Here is an 18,035-nt window from a genome sequence, read left to right as displayed (position 1 = left end):
GATACAATATATTTGCTACATTTGCACACGATGTGCTTACAAAATATAAGCCATTCAATATCTCAAAATACAATTTAAACAGCTAAAAACATTTAATCGTATATTTATGTCAAAAGTTCTAAAAGAAGATGCCTTAAAATATCACAGCGAAGGCAAAGCCGGGAAAATAGAAGTCATTCCTACCAAACCGTACAGCACGCAGCACGACCTCTCGCTGGCTTACACGCCGGGAGTAGCCGAGCCTTGTCTCGAAATCGAAAAAGATCCCGACAAGGCCTATGAGTACACGGCCAAGGGGAATCTGGTGGCTGTGATCTCCAACGGTACCGCCGTCCTGGGACTGGGCGATATAGGTGCACTGGCCGGCAAGCCGGTAATGGAGGGCAAAGGTTTGCTGTTCAAGATTTTTGCCGGAATCGACGTGTTCGACATCGAAATCAACGAAAAAGACCCCGACAAGTTTATCGAGGCGGTCAAGGCCATATCGCCTACCTTCGGCGGTATCAACCTCGAAGACATCAAGGCTCCCGAGTGTTTCGAAATCGAGACACGCCTGAAAGAGGAACTGGATATTCCCGTCATGCACGACGACCAGCACGGCACCGCCATCATCTCGGGTGCCGGACTGCTGAACGCGCTCGAAATACAGGGTAAGAAAATCGAGGAGGCCCGCCTCGTCGTGAACGGTGCCGGCGCAGCCGCCATCTCCTGTACCAAGCTCTACATGGGGCTGGGAATCAAACGGGAGAATATCGTCATGGTCGACAGCAAGGGAGTAATCCGTTCCGACCGTCCCAACCTGCCACCCTCGAAACAACAGTTTGCCACCGACCGCACCGACATTCACACGCTGGAAGAGGCCATGCGGGGTGCCGATATTTTCCTGGGACTTTCGGTCGCCGACGTGCTGACCACCGAGATGGTGCAGTCGATGAACGAGCGGCCTATCGTCTTTGCCCTGGCCAACCCCAACCCCGAGATTTCCTACGACAAGGCCATGGCCTCGCGCGACGACCTGATTTTCGCCACCGGCCGTTCGGACTATCCCAACCAGATCAACAACGTGCTGGGATTCCCCTACATCTTCCGGGGAGCCCTCGACGTGCGCGCCACGACCATCAACGAGGAGATGAAACGGGCTGCCACCTATGCCATTGCCCAACTGACCAAGGAGCCGGTACCCGACGTGGTCAACTCGGCCTACGGGCTGAAACGGATTTCGTTCGGTCCCGAATACATTATTCCCAAGGCTCTCGACCCGCGGTTGCTCACCGCCGTGGCTCCGGCCGTAGCCCGGGCAGCCATGGAGTCGGGCGTGGCCCAACACCCCATCACCGACTGGGACGCCTACAACGACCGGTTGAAGAAGCTCATGGGTTATGACAACAAAATGTTGCGCGAGTTTACCGAGATGGCCCGCAAGGATCCCAAGCGGGTGGTATTTGCCGAAGCCAACCACGCCAACATGCTGCAAGCTGCCGCAACAGCCCTGCGCGACGGCATCTGCAAACCTATCTTGCTGGGCAACGACGAACTCATCGGCAAGCTGGCCGCCTCGATCGGTGTCGACCTCACGGGCATGCAAATCATCAACCTGCGCCACCCCGACGAAGAGGATCGCCGCTGCCGCTATGCCAAACTGCTCACCGAGAAACGGCAACGCGAGGGCATGACCTACCCCGAAGCTCACGAAAAGATGTTCGACCGCAACTACTTCGGCATGATGATGGTCGAAGCCGGCGAAGCCGACGCCTTCATCACCGGCACCTACTCGAAGTATGCCGAGACGATACAGATTGCCAAGGAGGTAATCGGCATACGCCCGGGCTACAAGCACTTCGGTGCCATGCACATCATGAACACCAAGCGGGGTACCTACTTTATTGCCGACACGCTTATCAACCGCAAACCCACGACCGAGACGCTGGTCGACATTGCCAAACTGGCCTACGACTCGGTGCGCTTCTTTGCCCAAGACCCCGTTATCGCCATGGTATCCTACTCCAACTTCGGGTCGGACAATCTGGGCAGTCCCCAACGGGTACACGAGGCTATTGAGATTCTGCACCAGCAATATCCCGAGATTGTCATCGACGGCGAGATGCAGATGAACTTTGCCCTCAACAACAAGCTGCGCGACAAGACCTACCCCTTCAACAAGCTCAAAGGTCGCGAGGTGAATACCATCGTCTTCCCCAACCTGAGTTCGGCCAACTCGGCCTACAAACTGATGCTCGAAATGGGCGTAGCCGAGACGATAGGTCCGATTCAGATGGGACTGAACAAACCGATTCACTTCACCGACATTGCCAGCTCGTCACGCGACATCGTCAACCTCACCACGGTGGCCGTGCTCGATGCCATTGTGCAGGAACGCCGGAACAAACAATAAACAGGAGGTAACGAAATGTATATCGCACATTTCAGCCCGACGGGTGGTACCCGCAGGGCTGCCGAAATCATCGGGCGGGCTCTCGACCCGCAAGCAACCGAGATAGACTTGTCGACCCCCAAATCGGTGGCAACACCTCTCGATTTGAGCCACGACGAGGTGCTGCTGGTAGCAATCCCCGTGTATGGTGGACGTGTCCCGGCCATCGCCCTCGAACGGTTGAAAAGGATTACCGGGCACGACACCCCGGCAATTCCCGTAGTGGTATATGGCAACCGCGATTACGACGATGCCCTGCTCGAATTGAAAACGGCGTTGGAGGCAACCGGATTCCGTTCCATCGCCGGAGTCGCCTGCATTGCCGAGCACTCCATCATGCGGGTCTATGCCACCGGCCGACCCGACGAGGCCGACAAGCATCTGCTCACACAGTTTGCAGCCCGCATCGCCGACAAGCTCGATGCTGTGAAAAGTGGCACCGTCCCGGCACCCATCGAGGTCAAGGGGAATCCCCAGTACAAGCCCTACAACGGGGTACCTCTCAAACCACACGCAAGCCGGGCCTGCAACCGGTGCGGCACTTGTGCCGCCCTGTGCCCGGTAGGAGCCATACCGCTCGACAACCCTAGCAAGACCGATACGAGCAAATGTATCTCGTGCATGAGGTGTATCGCGGTGTGTCCGCAACAGGCCCGCAAGGTAAGCAAGTTGAAAGTGGCCCTCTCTATCCGCATGCTGAAAAAGGCGTGCGAATCGCGCAAGGAGCCCGAGTTATTTATCTGACCTTTCCCAAAAAGGAGGGAGGAAAACTCACGGCAAGGTAAACGACAAGGCTGGTTCCAAGCACTTGTCGAGAAGAAGACAACCCATGTCACGCCCTTGCCCCCTCACACGATAAAGAGAGGGTGATCGGGCGTGGAGTGACGGGCAGAATAGTGAAACCCTTCGGCCGAAAAGGCCTCTAACTCATCGGGGGCGGTGAGCCTGTTTTTCAAGATAAAACGGGTCATCGCCCCTCTCATCATCTTGGCATAAACCACAATGGTTTTAAGGGTGTCGCCCTTGATCACCTTAAACTCGGGAGTCACCACCCGCACCTCCCGGGAGAGACGGGCCCAGTCGAGCGACTGCTGTATCTCGCGGCTGGCCAGGTTGACCAGAATACCACCGGCTGCCTGCACATCGGCCACGAGCCGGTCGGTGAGTCGCGGGCGCCAATAGTCGGCCAACGGCTCGCCTATCGAAGGCAACTCCACCGTATACTCCATGCGATAGGGCTTGATACCGTCGAGCGGTCGCGTTAGACCGTAACAGGCCGAGGCGATGCGCAGATGATCCTGGGCATAAGCGAAATCAGCCTCCGAGAAATCGGTCGGAGCCAAATAACGAAAGACAATGCCGGTATAGCCCAGCAAGGCGGGAATGACTGCCGTATCGGGCGACAGGAAGTCGTGATAGCGCTCCCGCGTCTGCAAGGCCAGTGCCCGATTCACCCCCAACATCTCGGTCAGTTCGTCGACCGAATAGCCGACCATCTCACGGGCTATCCGAGTAGCCTCGTCGATAAACGGCGGGCAAGTCACTTCGGGCACCCGCACCTTGCTCTTTCCGGTCATGGTCTTGGCCGGTGACAACAGGACTAACATATACTCGATTTTAATTGAAACGTTTCTGCAACTCGTCATACGAGATGACGACAAAGACACTCTTCCCCGAAGGCGTATAAGCCGGTGTTTTGAGAGCCAGCAGGTCGTCGACGAGAGTCGACATCTCCTCCTTCGAGAGGGTCTGCCCCACCGGCACGGCGGCGGCCTCGGCCAGGGTCCAGGCAATGCGTTGCTGCAACGAAGCCTTCGCATCGTGCTCCTTCTCCGAGGCGGTGGCAATCATCTGCCCAATCAGGTCACAGGCATCGACACCCTCGACTCCGGCCGGCACGGCATTAACCGAATAACTGTTCTGCCCCATGTCGGCCAAGTCGAATCCCAAGGCGGTCAACTCGCTCCAAATCGAACGCAGCACGGCAGCCTGCGACACGGTGAGTTGCATCATCTCGGGAAAGAGAATGCGCTGCGAGGCCATCTCGCGCGACGAGATACCGGCCATAAAGCGCTCGAACAGAACCACACCATGCGCCCGGTGCTGGTCGACCACCATCAGTCCGTCGGGAGTCGGCACGGTGATATATCGTCCCTTCAACTGTAACACGGGTCGTCCGCTTTGGTTCAGTTTCGACTCAAACTCGGGGAAAATCGTATTGTTCTCACCCGGAGTATCGTCAGAGAGTTTCGAAACATAATCGCCCGAGAAATCGGCTTTCGACGGCACCTCCTCGCCCGCATCGGGACGCAAAGGCTCCTCCTCGCGCGACGAATTGTTGAAGCTGCTGTACAGCTGTTGCCAGTCATACTGGGGGCGCTTGGCGGCCGCACCTCCCCCACCGCCACCCGGGCGGAACGGATTGTACGACTTGTCGACCTGTACCGTCGGGGGTGCCACGTGCGCTCCCGGTTTCGAGATGGGTATCTCGGGGGCATCGTCCATGTCAAAATCGATGGTGGGCGCCGCACTGTATTTGCCCAGAGCCTCCTTGACCGAGGCCGAGAGAATCTGCCAGATGGGCTGTTCGTTCTCGAACTTGATTTCGGACTTCGTGGGGTGGATATTCACGTCGATGGTCTCGGGCTCGACCGTGAGGTTGATAAAGTAGTTGGGCATCTCGCCCACCGGCACCAGATGCTCGTAGCAGATGGTCACCGCCTTGTGAAAATAGGGGTGACGCATGTAGCGGCCGTTGACAAAGAAGTATTGCAGGGCTCCCCTCTTGCGGGCCGACTCGGGCCGCCCCACATAACCCGAAATCTTGACCAGCGAGGTCTCGGTGTCGAGCGCCAGCAGCTGCTGGTTGAGGCTCTTCCCGAAGAGGGCTACGATGCGCTGACGCAAGTTAGAGGCCGGCAGATTGAACAGTTCGGTATCGTTGTGGGTGAGCGTAAAGGCCACCTGCGTGTTGATGAGCGCCATGCGTTCAAACTCGCCCAGAATATTACTCAGCTCCACCTGATTCGATTTGAGAAATTTTCGGCGAGCCGGTACGTTGAAAAAGATATTCTTCACGGCAAAGTTGCTGCCCACGGGCGTCGATATGGACTCTTGCCCCTCGCAGTGTGAAGCCGACATGCGCACACAGGTACCCACCTCGTCTTCGCTGCGGCGGGTGCGCAGCTCAACCTGGGCAATCGCTGCGATAGAGGCCAAGGCCTCGCCCCGGAACCCCATGGTGTGCAGGGTAAAGAGATCCTCGGCCGAACGAATCTTGGAGGTCGAGTGGCGCTCGAACGCCAGCCGGGCATCGGTCGGCGACATGCCCTTGCCATTGTCAATAACCTGGATAAGGGTGCGCCCGGCATCTTTCAGCACAATCTGAATCGTGGTGGCCCCGGCATCGACAGCATTCTCAACCAGCTCCTTGATTACCGAAGCCGGGCGCTGTATCACTTCGCCTGCCGCAATCTGATTGGCCACCGAGTCGGGCAACAAATGGATTATATCGCTCATAATACCTCCTCTTTCTCGCTTTACTACCGGCCGAACCGGTGTTTCTTCTTATCCTCCTCGACCACCTCGACCTTCACCTCGGGTTTGCGGAAAATGTCGTCGGGACCGGTCGGCCTCAACTCGCTGTACCATTTGTAGGCCGGCAGATAGAGCTGATCGGGCTTCACCTGCTCCATGGGGGTGAGGCTGCCCTGCGGCTGAGGCCAGATGATAATCTTCTCCATCTTCTGGTCTTTCAGATACATGGTGAGGAAACCACTCTCGGCCTTGTTAAGCCCGGTGAGCGTGGAGTCGCGCTCCTGCGGGTAGAATATGGACTGGGCATTGCCGCTCACATCGACCTGACGCAACTGCCCTTGATTGAACCACGCCTTCAACGTCTTCCCCGACACCTGGTCGAAGAAAACCGAATCCTTGTGCTGGGTGGCAAAAGCGGCCGCCGGAATATAGGCCCAGTCGACCGAACTGTCGTTCATGTGTATGCGTATCGTGTCGCCGGTTATCTGGTAGTTCTCGTTCCAGATGATGGGGAGCTTGTACATGTGGAGCAACGAATCGGCCGAGGTGAATTCCATCGAATCGCACACGCCCTGGGCGTCGACCCGGAAAAACCGCACGCCATGGTAGGCTTGCAGCAGCCGGGTGGAATCGGGCAGAATCAAATGCGACTTCAACGTATCGGCGTGCAGATAGAGGGTATCGCCCCGCGAAAATTCGAGCACCCGGGCCGAATCGGTGGCAAACGAGTACTCCGTGCGCTCGTTGTAGAAGCCATACTGCCCCTCCATGATGATGGAACGTACCGAATCGTTGAGCACCATGTTGCCAAACACTTCGCCGAAGCCCGAAGCCCGGTCGTAGTATATCGTATCGCCCGTGAGGCTCTGTCCCTTCGAGGTGACCAGCGAGCGTTTCAAGAGCATCGACTTGTCGGTCTCGGTATTATACCAGCCGGCTGTGGAGTAGATGACGTTGCTGTCCGACACGATGGTCGAGGGCCCCACAATATCGGCAATCTTGGTCTGAGTATTGTATTCGAGCGTGTCGGAGTAGAGGGTATATTTCTCGTTGACCAGCTGCACGTCGAAGTTAAACAGAGCCTGCTTCGTGTCGGGCGAATATTGCCCGTAAACCGACGAAAGTTCGTTTTGCGAATCGACGAGTTTTCCACCGTCGAAATAGTACCCGATGTTGGGTATCATCTCGTAGTTGAGGCTGTCGGTGAAGAGGGTGACGTCGCGGTTTTCCATGCGCACGTTCTCGCGCAACCGGGCTATCTGCTCGTTGCCGTTGTAATAGAGCACGTCGCCATAGATGAAGAGAGTGTCGCCCTGCTCCATGTGCACGTTGCCGAAGGCGTCGAGCGAGTTGTCCTTCTCATAAAAATAGGCGCTGTCGCAATACATGTACATGCTGTCCTTGCGGAACACCACATTGCCCCGCAGCACCCGATAGTCGGCACTCTGCTCCTTGTCGAAGGTGAGCTCGTCGCTGTTCAGCAGGTAGACTTTGTTGGGGTCGTCGCGTTTGGGCAAATCCTTTTGGGGAGTGACCGTTGCCGCCCACATACCAACAGCAAGCAGGCACAGAACGCCTGTCAGGGTTCCATGCCTCTTACCTTTATTGCTGTTTTTTATATCTCTACGATGCCCCATAGGCCTCTCTTATTGCTTAATCCAACCGTCATATTTGAACTCGCAGTTTCGCCAGCCCTCCTTGATGCGGATATAGGTTTCGCTCTGCTTCTTGGCCAGCCAGTCGTTCAGAATCTCTGTCCGTTTCCGCTCCTCCACAATAGTTTTGAGGGTCTGATAGTCGTCCGACATGTTGGCTTTGTGTCCTTCGATACGGTTTTTTAACTTCACGATAGCCACCACCTCCTTGTTCTTACGTTCGTCGGTCATCACAAAAGGTTTCGAAATATCGCCCACCTGCATGTCGGCCACCACTTTGGCCACGTCCTGAGGGAGCTGCCCCATCTCAAACCGGGGATTGCCCGTCTGCGGGTTTACCATCAACCCCTTGTTGTTGCGCGTATCCTTGTCCTGCGACACATATTGAGTTACCTCGTCGAAGGTAAACTTCTTGTCCACCAGGTCGGTGCGCAGGGAATCGAGACGTACCAGCGCATCGGATATATCCTTTTCGGAGACATGGGGACGCAACAGAATGTGACGCACGTTGATGCGGTCGCCCCGCTTCTCGATAAGCTGTATGATGTGGTATCCATACTCGGTCTCGACAATTTTCGACACCTTCTTGGGGTCGTTCAGGTTGAAGGCGACATTGGCAAACTCGGGAACCAGACTGCTCTTGCTCATGAAACCCAACTCTCCGCCCATCATGGCCGAACCTCTATCCTCGGAGTAGAGCACGGCCAGTGTCGAGAAATCACGTTCACCCTTGTTGACTTGTTCGCTGAAATCGCGCAAACGAGCCTTCACGTTGTCAATCTCCTGTTGCGGCACCTTGGGGTTGAGGGTTATGATCTGCACCTCGACCTGCATAGGTATGTAGGGAATACTGTCGACCGGCAACTGGTTGTAGAACTTACGCACCTCGGCCGGTGTGATTTTGAGATCCTTCACCAGCGTGCGCTGTACCTCCTGCACGGTTCCCTGGTCGCGAATGAGACTGGCCAGCTCTTCCCGAATCTCGGTAACCGGTTTTTTGAAATACTCCTCCATCTTCTCTTTCGAGCCGATATTGGCAATGAGGTAATTGATACGGGCCTCGACCTGCTGGAAGACCGTGGCGTCGGGCACCGTAATCGTATCGAGTTTGGCTTGGTGCAGGAAGAGTTTCTGTACGGCCAGCTGCTCGGGAATCACACAATAGGGGTCACCGTCGATACGCTGCCCGTCATATTGCATCTGGCGATACTGCTCTTCGACCTCCGACTTGTAGATGGCTTCGTCGCCCACTACCCATACGACCTCGTCGATAACGTTGTCGTCGTCATCGGCAAAAACCGGCAGAGCCACGGCTACTGCCACGAAGAAAACCAAAAGCCAATCAGTAAGTTTACGCATATTTCAAAAACATTATTTTATACTGTCATTTTTTTCAGGGTCGTCCTGCTTGTACAGCCACTTTATCTCGCCCGATTTCTCGGCGTCGTTATAGAGACTCTCTTCCAACTCGCGATTGAAGGCGAGGCGGCTGCTGTTGGCGAGAATCTCCTGAATCTGCGGCTTGGCAAAATCGTAAGGCATGACCTCGCCCGCCACACGGTACTCGGTAATATTCAGCAAATACCAATACCCGTTTTTGTTGAATTCGAGTTTGGGGTGTGTCTTCAAAAAGGTTTCGGGCTTGCCAAACTCGTAGGGGATATTGTTCACAACCTCTTCAAAGGGAATCCACCGGTCGTAGAAATAGTCGTAGATAACCACATTTTTCAAGGCATACTTTTCGATTTTCTCCACCCCGTCGGGTTTGGTCGAGCAGTACCACTTTTTCAGTTGTGCAATGTTGGGGGCCGTCTCGGGAACTTTCACAAAAAGGCCTTTGAGAATGGCTTCGCGCAACCGGAACTTGTCGGAGTTCTTCTCGTAATAGTCGGCCAACTCCTGCTCGTCGAACTCCTTGTCCACCCGCTCGCTGAGCAGCCGCTTGCGGTACTCGAAGATGACCAGGTCGCGCTTGTATTTCTCGACCAGCGCATCGATACGCTCCATGTCGGGAATGTTTTTCTGTGCCACCCGGTAGAGCAGTTCGTCGTCAATCCAACTGCGTATGTACTTGTCGGCAAACTCGGCACTGTCGGCCGGCGAGAGCCCCTCGGGCATGGCGTCGAGCAGCTCCTGACGCGACAAGGTCTTGTCGCCCACCTGCACCAACGCCTCTCCGCCTCCCTGTAACCCATTTCGGCACGCCGTGAAAAGGCATGCCGAAAACAGGACAATCCATACAAGTACCGGTCTTGTGAACATTCTTATATCTCTGTCGAGTTAAATATTCGCTAAAATACGACTAAATAACTACTTTCTATTGCTTGTTAACGGTTTTTAGAACATCTTCATTTATTTCTACCGGGTACTTTTTATTCAGATTCTCGACCCAGACTTTTTCGAGGTAGGTCTGATAATCGGCCGTTACCTGTCCGCGCACGTCGGTATAGGACTCGGGATATTTCTTCAACAGTTTGCCCGACACGAAGACAACCGGCAATTTCTCGTCGACCTTGGCGGGAGCGCCTTTGAATACCAGTTGGTCTACCCAGGGATTCTCGCCCTCGACAAAAAGGCCGCGTTCGATTTTCACCCGGGTGAGCGAGTCGGTGTTGAACTCGCGCGTGAGTACCACGATGACCGAGTCGGCATCGAGTTTCTTCATGCGTTTCTTGACGGCCGTAGCGGTCGTGTCGTCATCGCATTGAAGCACGAATCCTTTGTAATGAGGTTTATCCCATTTGTATTTCTTGCGGTTTTTCTTGAAATATTTCTGCAAGCCCTGGGTATCCTGCGAAGCCTTTTCCCACACCTCGCGGTTGCTGACTTCGAACAGCAGCATGCCGTCGCGATATTCGTTCATGAGGTTGCGGAAATCGGGGTATTTCTCTTCCAACCGGCTCTTTTCGTAGTCCAGTATCTCCTTGTCGGCCATAACACCGACCATCGAAGTCACATAGTCGGGAGCATTGACCGATACCGTGCGGCCCTTGGGCAGGAATCCGGCAAAGTCGGCTACGGTATAGGTGTGATTCTGGAATGAGAACAACGGGCTTTGATCGGTTTGAATGGCTGCAATGTAGGCCGAATCGACCTTACCCATTGCCTGGGCCAGTTTCACCAGTTTATCCTGTTGGGCCTCGTCCAGTGAGAAACCGTATTCGCCTTTCAGCTTCGTCACCATGGCAGCGCGAGCCATGCCGCCACGTTCGTCGCGAGCCATCATGCGCACGATGTCGGGACGCATCTGCTCAAAGGGCTTGATGTCGCGCTTGTCGAGCAACTTGATGATGTGCCAACCGTAGGGCGACAACACGGGTTCGGTGATGTCGCCTTTGTTTTTCAGGGCAAAAGCAGCATCTTCAAACTCCTTGACAAACTGTCCACAGCTCACCCAGGGCAATTCGCCACCCCGCACGGCCGTACCTTTATCGTCCGAACGCTCTTTGGCCAACGTAGCAAAATCGGCCCCGGCTTTCAACTCCTCATAAATGGCACGAGCATCAGCCTCTTTCTGAGCCTTCACTTCGTCCGAAGCATTACGCGGTACCAAGACCATGATGTGGGCAAAGAGGAACTCTCCCGGGTCGGGACGACGGCTGTGCACCTTGATGATGTGGTAGCCAAACTGCGACTCCACCACGTCGGATACCTGACCGGGTTGCAGGGCAAATGCGGCCTTTTCAAACGGATAGACAGTACGTCCGCCTCTGATGAAGCCCAAATAGCCCTTGTTCTGACGTGAACCGTCCTCGCTGTATTTCTCGGCCAGTGTGCCGAAATCCTCACCGGCCTTGATGCAGTTCAATATCGAATCGGCCTTCTGTTTGGCAGCCGCACGCTCCTGAGGGGTGCGGGCATGGAGACCGATGAGTATGTGGCTTACCTCTACATCTTCCTTCATGCGGTCATAAGCCTCACGCGCCAACCGGTCGTCGACCGAGGCATCGATCAGGTAAGGTTTGGCCAACTCCTCGCGGTATCCGGCCAACTCTTTCTTGAACGCTTCGGTCGTGTCGATACCCAAAGCCTCGGCCTCAGCCACTTTGAGTTTATAGTTCTTAAACAGCGTAACGTATTCGTCGAGTGACTTTTGGTCAATCTGCTGCTGGCTGTTCTTGTTGTAGATGTATTCAAACTCCGATTTGTGAATATCCTTGTTGTTCACTCTCATAATAACCGGGTCGACATCGGCAGCCAAAAGCCACGCCCAAGCATTACCGGCCAGTAAAGCCGTTACAAGCCATTTGTTTTTCATTGTGTTATATGCGTTAGTTTTTTATGGAGACTACAACAGTCCCACATGATCCAAAAAATAATACACTATTTTAACGATTCTACCCTCAAAAAATTATATGGCGACCGATAAAATAGTGTATCATTTTTCAAAAAATTATTTCTTCGTCCCGTTATCCCCGACTGTAATTGGGAGCCTCGCTAGTGATGGTCACATCGTGGGGGTGACTCTCGGCGACTCCGGCATTGGTAATGCGGGTAAACTTGGCATTATGCAGGGCCTCAATATCTTTGGCTCCACAATAGCCCATACCGGCACGCAAACCGCCTACCATCTGGTAAACCACCTCGTAGAGCGAGCCCTTGAAGGGCACACGGGCGGCAATACCCTCGGGCACCAGTTTCTTCGTATCGGTTTCGTTGGCCTGGAAGTAACGATCCTTCGACCCTTTCTCCATGGCTTCGAGCGAACCCATACCGCGGTAAGACTTGTATTTACGTCCGTTGAAGATGATGGTCTCGCCCGGCGACTCCTCGACACCGGCCAGCATACCACCCAGCATCACCGAGTAGGCTCCGGCTGCGAGGGCCTTGACAATATCGCCCGAATAGCGAATGCCACCGTCGGCAATCAGGGGCACACCCGTACCTTTCAACGCCTTGGCCACATCGTACACGGCCGACAACTGGGGCACACCCACACCGGCAATGACACGGGTCGTACAGATGGAACCCGGGCCAATACCTACCTTTACGCCGTCGGCTCCGGCATCGACCAGATAGCGGGCAGCCTCGCCGGTAGCGATGTTACCTACCACTACGTCTATATCGGGATATTTGGCTTTGATATCTTTCAGCACGCCCACTACACCTTTGGTATGGCCGTGAGCCGTATCAATCACGATGGCATCGGCACCAGCCTCGACCAGAGCGTCGACACGTGTCATCGAGTCGACCGTGACACCTACGCCCGCAGCCACCCGCAGACGGCCCAACTTGTCCTTGCAGGCAAACGGTTTGTCCTTGGCTTTGGTAATATCCTTGTAAGTCACCAAGCCTATCAAGTGGCCCTCCTTGTCGACTACGGGCAACTTCTCGATTTTGTGCTTTTGCAGAATGTCGGCAGCCTGTTGCAGGTCGGTCGACTGCGAGGTCGTCACCAAGTGGTCCTTGGTCATCACCTCGTCGATAAGTCGGTCGAGATCGCGCTCAAACCGCAAGTCGCGATTGGTCACGATGCCTACCAATATCTTGTCCTCATTGACTACGGGAATACCACCGATGTGATACTCGCTCATCATGGCCAGCGCTTCGCGCACCGTCGAGCCGCACTTGATGGTAACCGGGTCGTAAATCATACCGTTCTCGGCACGCTTCACGGCATGTACCTGCCGGGCCTGAGCCTCGATAGTCATGTTTTTGTGAATAACACCAATACCGCCTTCGCGGGCAATGGCGATTGCCAACTCGGCTTCGGTAACCGTATCCATGGCGGCCGAAACCAAAGGAATATTTAATCGGATATTTCGTGAAAACTGTGTCGATAGCTCGACTTCACGCGGAAGGACTTCGGAGTAAGCGGGGATTAACAAAACATCGTCAAACGTTAATCCGTCCATCACCACTTTTTCTGCAACAAATGACATAATGAGATTCATTAGAATTTTATTGCATGCAAAGATAAAATTTTTTTGCAAGCTATCCTATTCCGTTTCGGAGATTTTTTAATTATTTATTGCTGCCTGCCTCGGGTATCGCACGAGTCAATCGAACTCTGGTTGTCCTAATGAAACCGGTCTGCCCCGACGCCCCTGCGACCCGACTGTGAGCGAATAAAAAAGCGGGGCTACCCCTCCTCGGATAGCCCCGTCCCTATTTGAATCGATTGTCGTTTAATTTCCCATTTCGGAGAGGAACTTGATGCGAATCAACCGTATCTCCTCCTCGCTGTATTCCATACCGAACTCTTCGATGGCGGCTTCGAGGTCGTCGCTCTCGCTCTCCTTGAAATAGTTGAAGATGTCGTCGATGTGCTCGTCGTCCATAATCTCGCGCAGGAAATAGTCAATGTTTATCTTGGTACCCGAGTAGACGATGGCTTCAATCTCGTCGAGCAGTTCGCTGAATTCCAGTCCTTTCGACTCGGCCAGTTCGTCGAGGGCTATCTTGCGGTCGATGGCCTGGATTATCGATACTTTCAACTTCGACTTGTTGGCTACGGTGCGCACCCGCAAGTCTTCGGGCCGTTCGATTTCGTTCTCCTCGACATGGGCCTTGATGACCTTGATAAACTCCTCGCCGTAGCGTTTGGCTTTACCGGCACCCACACCCGGAATATTCTGCAACTCTTCGAGGGTGATGGGATAGGTGGTGGCCATGGCTTCGAGCGACGGGTCCTGGAAGATGACGTAGGGGGGCAGTTCGAGCCGCTTGGCTATCTTCTTGCGGAGGTCTTTGAGTATGACGTAAAGCTCGGGATCGACTGCACAGGCGGCCCCACCCTTCATGGGCACCTCTTCTTCCATCTCCTCAAAATCGACATCCTTCACAATCTTGAACGATACCGGATTTTTCAGGAATGCGTGCCCGGCTTTGGTCACCTTCAACAATCCGTAGTTTTCAATATCCTTATCGATATAGCCGGCAATCAATGCCTGGCGAATCACGGCGTTCCACGTGCGCTCGTCTTCGCCCTGTCCGCTGCCGAAGACTTCGAGGTCTTCGTGCTGATAGGAAAGTACCTGGCTGGTCTCCTTCCCCATCAAGACATCGATCACATATTCGGCTTTAAATTTCTCTTTCAGTGCAATGATCGTTTCAAGAACCGCACAGAGTTGATCTTTTGCTTCCACTTGTTTTTTAGGATTTAGGCAATTATCACAATTTCCACAATTATCTTCTTCATACTCCTCGCCAAAGTAGTGCAACAGAATCTTGCGCCGGCAGAGCGACGACTCGGCATAGGCTGCCGTCTCGAGCAGCAACTGCTTCCCGATCTCCTGCTCGGCGATGGGTTTTCCCTGCATGAACTTTTCGAGTTTCTGCAAATCTTTATTGATATAAAAAGTTATACATTGGCCTTCTCCTCCGTCTCGTCCGGCACGTCCCGTCTCCTGGTAGTAGCCTTCAAGGCTCTTGGGTATGTCGTAGTGTATGACGTAACGCACATCGGGTTTGTCGATTCCCATGCCAAAGGCTATCGTGGCGACGATGACATCGATTTTCTCGAGCAGGAATGCGTCCTGGTTCTGCGTGCGGGTGGCCGAGTCCATGCCGGCATGGTAGGGCAACGCCCGTATGCCGTTGACCTGCAACAGTTCGGCCAGCTCTTCCACCTTCTTGCGGCTGAGGCAGTAGATGATGCCCGACTTGCCCTCCTGCGACTTGATGTATTTGATGATGTCCTTGTCGATATTCGCGGTCTTGGGTCGCACCTCGTAGTAGAGGTTGGGACGGTTGAACGACGACTTGAAGACCGTAGCGTCGAGCATGCCCAGGTTTTTCTGGATATCGTGCTGCACCTTGGGGGTGGCGGTTGCCGTGAGGGCGATAACCGGCCTTACTCCTATCTCGTTGATAATAGGACGTATGCGACGGTACTCGGGGCGAAAATCGTGTCCCCACTCCGAGATACAGTGCGCCTCGTCCACGGCATAGAACGAGATGTTTACCTGACGCAGGAAATCGATATTCTCTTCCTTGGTCAACGACTCGGGGGCTACATACAGCAATTTGGTTTTTCCCGACAATATATCGCTTTTCACCTGATCGATTGCCGCTTTGTTGAGCGAGGAGTTTATAAAATGAGCCACACCGTCCTCGGCACTGAAATTCCGCATGGCATCGACCTGGTTCTTCATCAAGGCAATCAAAGGCGAAATCACGACGGCCGTCCCGTCGAGAATCAGGGACGGGAGTTGATAACAAAGCGATTTACCCCCTCCGGTAGGCATCAATACAAACGTATCTTTCCCGGCGAGTAAATTCTTGATAATCGCTTCCTGATTTCCTTTGAAGGTATCGAATCCGAAATTCTTTTTCAGTTCCTCAGTCAAATTTACTTCTTTTGCCATACGGTTCTCTCTTTCTCGTTATTGTTTGGCCGATACTCTTATCGGTCTAACAAATTTATAAACAACTCTGCGTAATTACCAAATTTTTTCCTGCTGTTTTTTATACGGCCAATAGTTTTGCTTTCTCCAATTTTTTTTCTGCATAGCTGCGTGTGATATGCAGTTTCTTCTTGTTCGACGAAGGGGTCTCATACATGGCGTCCATCATCACCGTCTCGACAATCGAACGCAATCCGCGGGCTCCCAGTTTGAACTCGATGGCCTTGTCGACCACATAGTCGAGCATGTCGTCGTCGAAGGTGAGCTTCACGCCGTCCATCTCGAACAGCTTGACATACTGCTTGATAATCGAGTTCTTGGGCTCGACCAGAATGCGGCGCAACGCCTCCCGGTCGAGGGGCTGCAAGTAGGTGAGTATGGGCAGACGGCCGATGATTTCGGGGATAAGCCCATAGGCCTTCAAGTCTTGCGGGGCGATGTATTGCAACAGATTGTCGCGGTCGACCCGGCTGTTGCTGCCTCCGCCGTTGTAACCTACCACATGGGTGTTGAGCCGCATGGCTATCTTGCGTTCGATGCCGTCGAAGGCTCCACCGCAGATGTAGAGTATGTTCTTGGTGTTCACCGCAATCATCTTCTGCTCGGGGTGCTTGCGACCGCCTTGGGGCGGTACGTTCACAATCGAACCTTCGAGCAGTTTCAATAATCCCTGCTGCACGCCCTCGCCGCTCACGTCGCGGGTAATCGAGGGGTTGTCGCTCTTGCGGGCTATCTTGTCGATTTCGTCGATAAACACGATGCCGCGCTCGGCAGCCTCGACGTCATAGTCGGCCACTTGAAGCAGACGGGTGAGAATGCTCTCGATATCCTCGCCCACATAGCCGGCCTCGGTGAGCACGGTGGCGTCGACAATGGTGAAGGGCACTTTGAGCAAACGGGCAATCGTCTTGGCCAGCAAGGTCTTGCCGGTACCCGTGGGGCCCACCATGATGATGTTCGACTTTTCAATTTCCACGTCGTCACTGTCGTCGGAGGCCTGCATGATGCGCTTGTAGTGGTTGTAGACCGATACAGCCAGGTAACGCTTGGCATCGTCCTGCCCGATGACATACTCGTCAAGGAAGGCTTTTATCTGGTCGGGCTTGGGCAACTCCTCCCGGGAGATGGCCCACTTGGGATTCTTTTTTCTCTTCTTGTGCAGATACTCTTCGGAGAGGAGGTAGGCCTGTTCGGCGCACTCGTCGCAGATACAGCCGTCGCGGCCCGGCATCAGGAGCCGTACCTCGTTCGCACCTCGTCCGCAGAAACTACATTTTTCGCTTTTCGCCATGATTTAAATGGTTTTCTGTGATTTCACCAACACCTCGTCGATCATGCCATATTCCTTGGCTTCGGCGGCGGTCATCCAGTAGTCGCGGTCGGAGTCTTTCTCTACCCGTTCGTAAGGATTTCCCGAGTGGTCGGCGATAATCGTATAGAGTTCTTTCTTCAATTTCTGTATCTCACGGGCCGTAATCTCAATATCGGAGGCCTGACCTTGTGCACCGCCCATCGGCTGGTGTATCATCACCCGCGAATGTTTCAGCGCAAAGCGTTTGCCCTTGGTACCGGCTACCAGCAGCACGGCTCCCATCGAGGCGGCCATACCGGTGCAGATGGTCGACACGTCGCAGCTGATGAACTGCATGGTATCGTAGATGCCCAAGCCGGCGTAGACCGACCCACCCGGGGTGTTGAAATAGATAGAGATGTCTTTACCGGGGTCGGCCGAGTCGAGATAGAGCAACTGTGCCTCTATGACGTTGGCCGTATAATCGTCGATCGGCGTTCCTAAAAAGATTATACGGTCCATCATCAGACGCGAGAAGACGTCCATCTGTGTCACATTCAGTTGGCGCTCTTCCATAATCGTGGGAGAGAGGTAGCTGCTGGTAATCTGTGCATACTGATCCAGCGCAAGGCCATTCATTCCTAAATGCTTTACCGCATAATTTCTAAAATCGTTTGTCATCATATACTTCTTTTTTAATTGTTTTCAATCCCTATTTTCAGTCAAAGATATAAATAAAAACAGTTATGCCCCAAATAAAATCGGGAGGCGGC

Annotated in this window: 12 protein-coding genes; 2 read left to right on the top strand and 10 right to left on the bottom strand. The window is 54.0% G+C overall.

What is annotated here, in order from left to right; translation table 11 throughout:
• Nucleotides 1–106: 106 nt before the first annotated feature.
• On the top strand, nucleotides 107–2,392 hold the full coding sequence (locus BARVI_RS12590) for an NADP-dependent malic enzyme (protein WP_025279539.1): 2,286 nt from the start codon (nucleotides 107–109) through the stop codon (nucleotides 2,390–2,392).
• A gap of 15 nt (nucleotides 2,393–2,407) precedes the next feature.
• Nucleotides 2,408–3,175 (top strand): EFR1 family ferrodoxin, encoded by a 768-nt coding sequence (locus BARVI_RS12585; RefSeq protein ID WP_025279538.1) that lies wholly within the window; start codon nucleotides 2,408–2,410, stop codon nucleotides 3,173–3,175.
• A gap of 104 nt (nucleotides 3,176–3,279) precedes the next feature.
• Here BARVI_RS12585 and BARVI_RS12580 read toward each other — a convergent pair whose 3' ends face one another.
• The 10 genes from BARVI_RS12580 to clpP form a co-directional block, all read right to left on the bottom strand.
• The gene (locus BARVI_RS12580) at nucleotides 3,280–4,038 is read right to left on the bottom strand and encodes a YaaA family protein (RefSeq protein WP_025279537.1); all 759 of its coding nucleotides are present in this window, start codon (nucleotides 4,036–4,038) and stop codon (nucleotides 3,280–3,282) included.
• A 10-nt stretch (nucleotides 4,039–4,048) separates the two neighbouring features.
• On the bottom strand, nucleotides 4,049–5,950 hold the full coding sequence (gene mutL / locus BARVI_RS12575) for a DNA mismatch repair endonuclease MutL (RefSeq protein WP_025279536.1): 1,902 nt from the start codon (nucleotides 5,948–5,950) through the stop codon (nucleotides 4,049–4,051).
• Between the two features lie 23 nt (nucleotides 5,951–5,973).
• Nucleotides 5,974–7,518, bottom strand: a complete 1,545-nt coding sequence (locus BARVI_RS12570; protein WP_051401132.1) for an OstA-like protein — start codon at nucleotides 7,516–7,518, stop codon at nucleotides 5,974–5,976.
• A 96-nt stretch (nucleotides 7,519–7,614) separates the two neighbouring features.
• A complete protein-coding gene (locus tag BARVI_RS12565) occupies nucleotides 7,615–8,982 on the bottom strand; it encodes a peptidylprolyl isomerase (protein ID WP_025279534.1) in 1,368 nt (455 codons plus the stop codon).
• Nucleotides 8,983–8,994: 12 nt separating this feature from the next.
• On the bottom strand, nucleotides 8,995–9,885 hold the full coding sequence (locus BARVI_RS12560) for a peptidylprolyl isomerase (RefSeq protein WP_025279533.1): 891 nt from the start codon (nucleotides 9,883–9,885) through the stop codon (nucleotides 8,995–8,997).
• 55 nt (nucleotides 9,886–9,940) lie between these two features.
• Nucleotides 9,941–11,881 (bottom strand): peptidylprolyl isomerase, encoded by a 1,941-nt coding sequence (locus BARVI_RS12555; RefSeq protein ID WP_025279532.1) that lies wholly within the window; start codon nucleotides 11,879–11,881, stop codon nucleotides 9,941–9,943.
• 151 nt (nucleotides 11,882–12,032) lie between these two features.
• Nucleotides 12,033–13,505, bottom strand: a complete 1,473-nt coding sequence (guaB, locus tag BARVI_RS12550) for an IMP dehydrogenase (RefSeq protein ID WP_025279531.1) — start codon at nucleotides 13,503–13,505, stop codon at nucleotides 12,033–12,035.
• Nucleotides 13,506–13,751: 246 nt separating this feature from the next.
• Nucleotides 13,752–15,932 carry a DNA helicase RecQ gene (gene recQ / locus BARVI_RS12545; protein ID WP_025279530.1) on the bottom strand — a complete coding sequence of 727 codons (2,181 nt, stop codon included), beginning with the start codon at nucleotides 15,930–15,932 and terminating at the stop codon, nucleotides 13,752–13,754.
• A 100-nt stretch (nucleotides 15,933–16,032) separates the two neighbouring features.
• On the bottom strand, nucleotides 16,033–17,262 hold the full coding sequence (gene clpX, locus BARVI_RS12540; protein ID WP_025279529.1) for an ATP-dependent Clp protease ATP-binding subunit ClpX: 1,230 nt from the start codon (nucleotides 17,260–17,262) through the stop codon (nucleotides 16,033–16,035).
• Between the two features lie 3 nt (nucleotides 17,263–17,265).
• The gene (clpP, locus tag BARVI_RS12535; protein WP_025279528.1) at nucleotides 17,266–17,943 is read right to left on the bottom strand and encodes an ATP-dependent Clp endopeptidase proteolytic subunit ClpP; all 678 of its coding nucleotides are present in this window, start codon (nucleotides 17,941–17,943) and stop codon (nucleotides 17,266–17,268) included.
• Nucleotides 17,944–18,035: the final 92 nt, after the last annotated feature.

Source organism: Barnesiella viscericola DSM 18177, assembly GCF_000512915.1.
In the GTDB taxonomy this organism is placed as follows: domain Bacteria; phylum Bacteroidota; class Bacteroidia; order Bacteroidales; family Barnesiellaceae; genus Barnesiella; species Barnesiella viscericola.
Note: the sequence above shows the minus strand (reverse complement) of the source record. Positions and strands in the feature narration are given on the sequence as shown.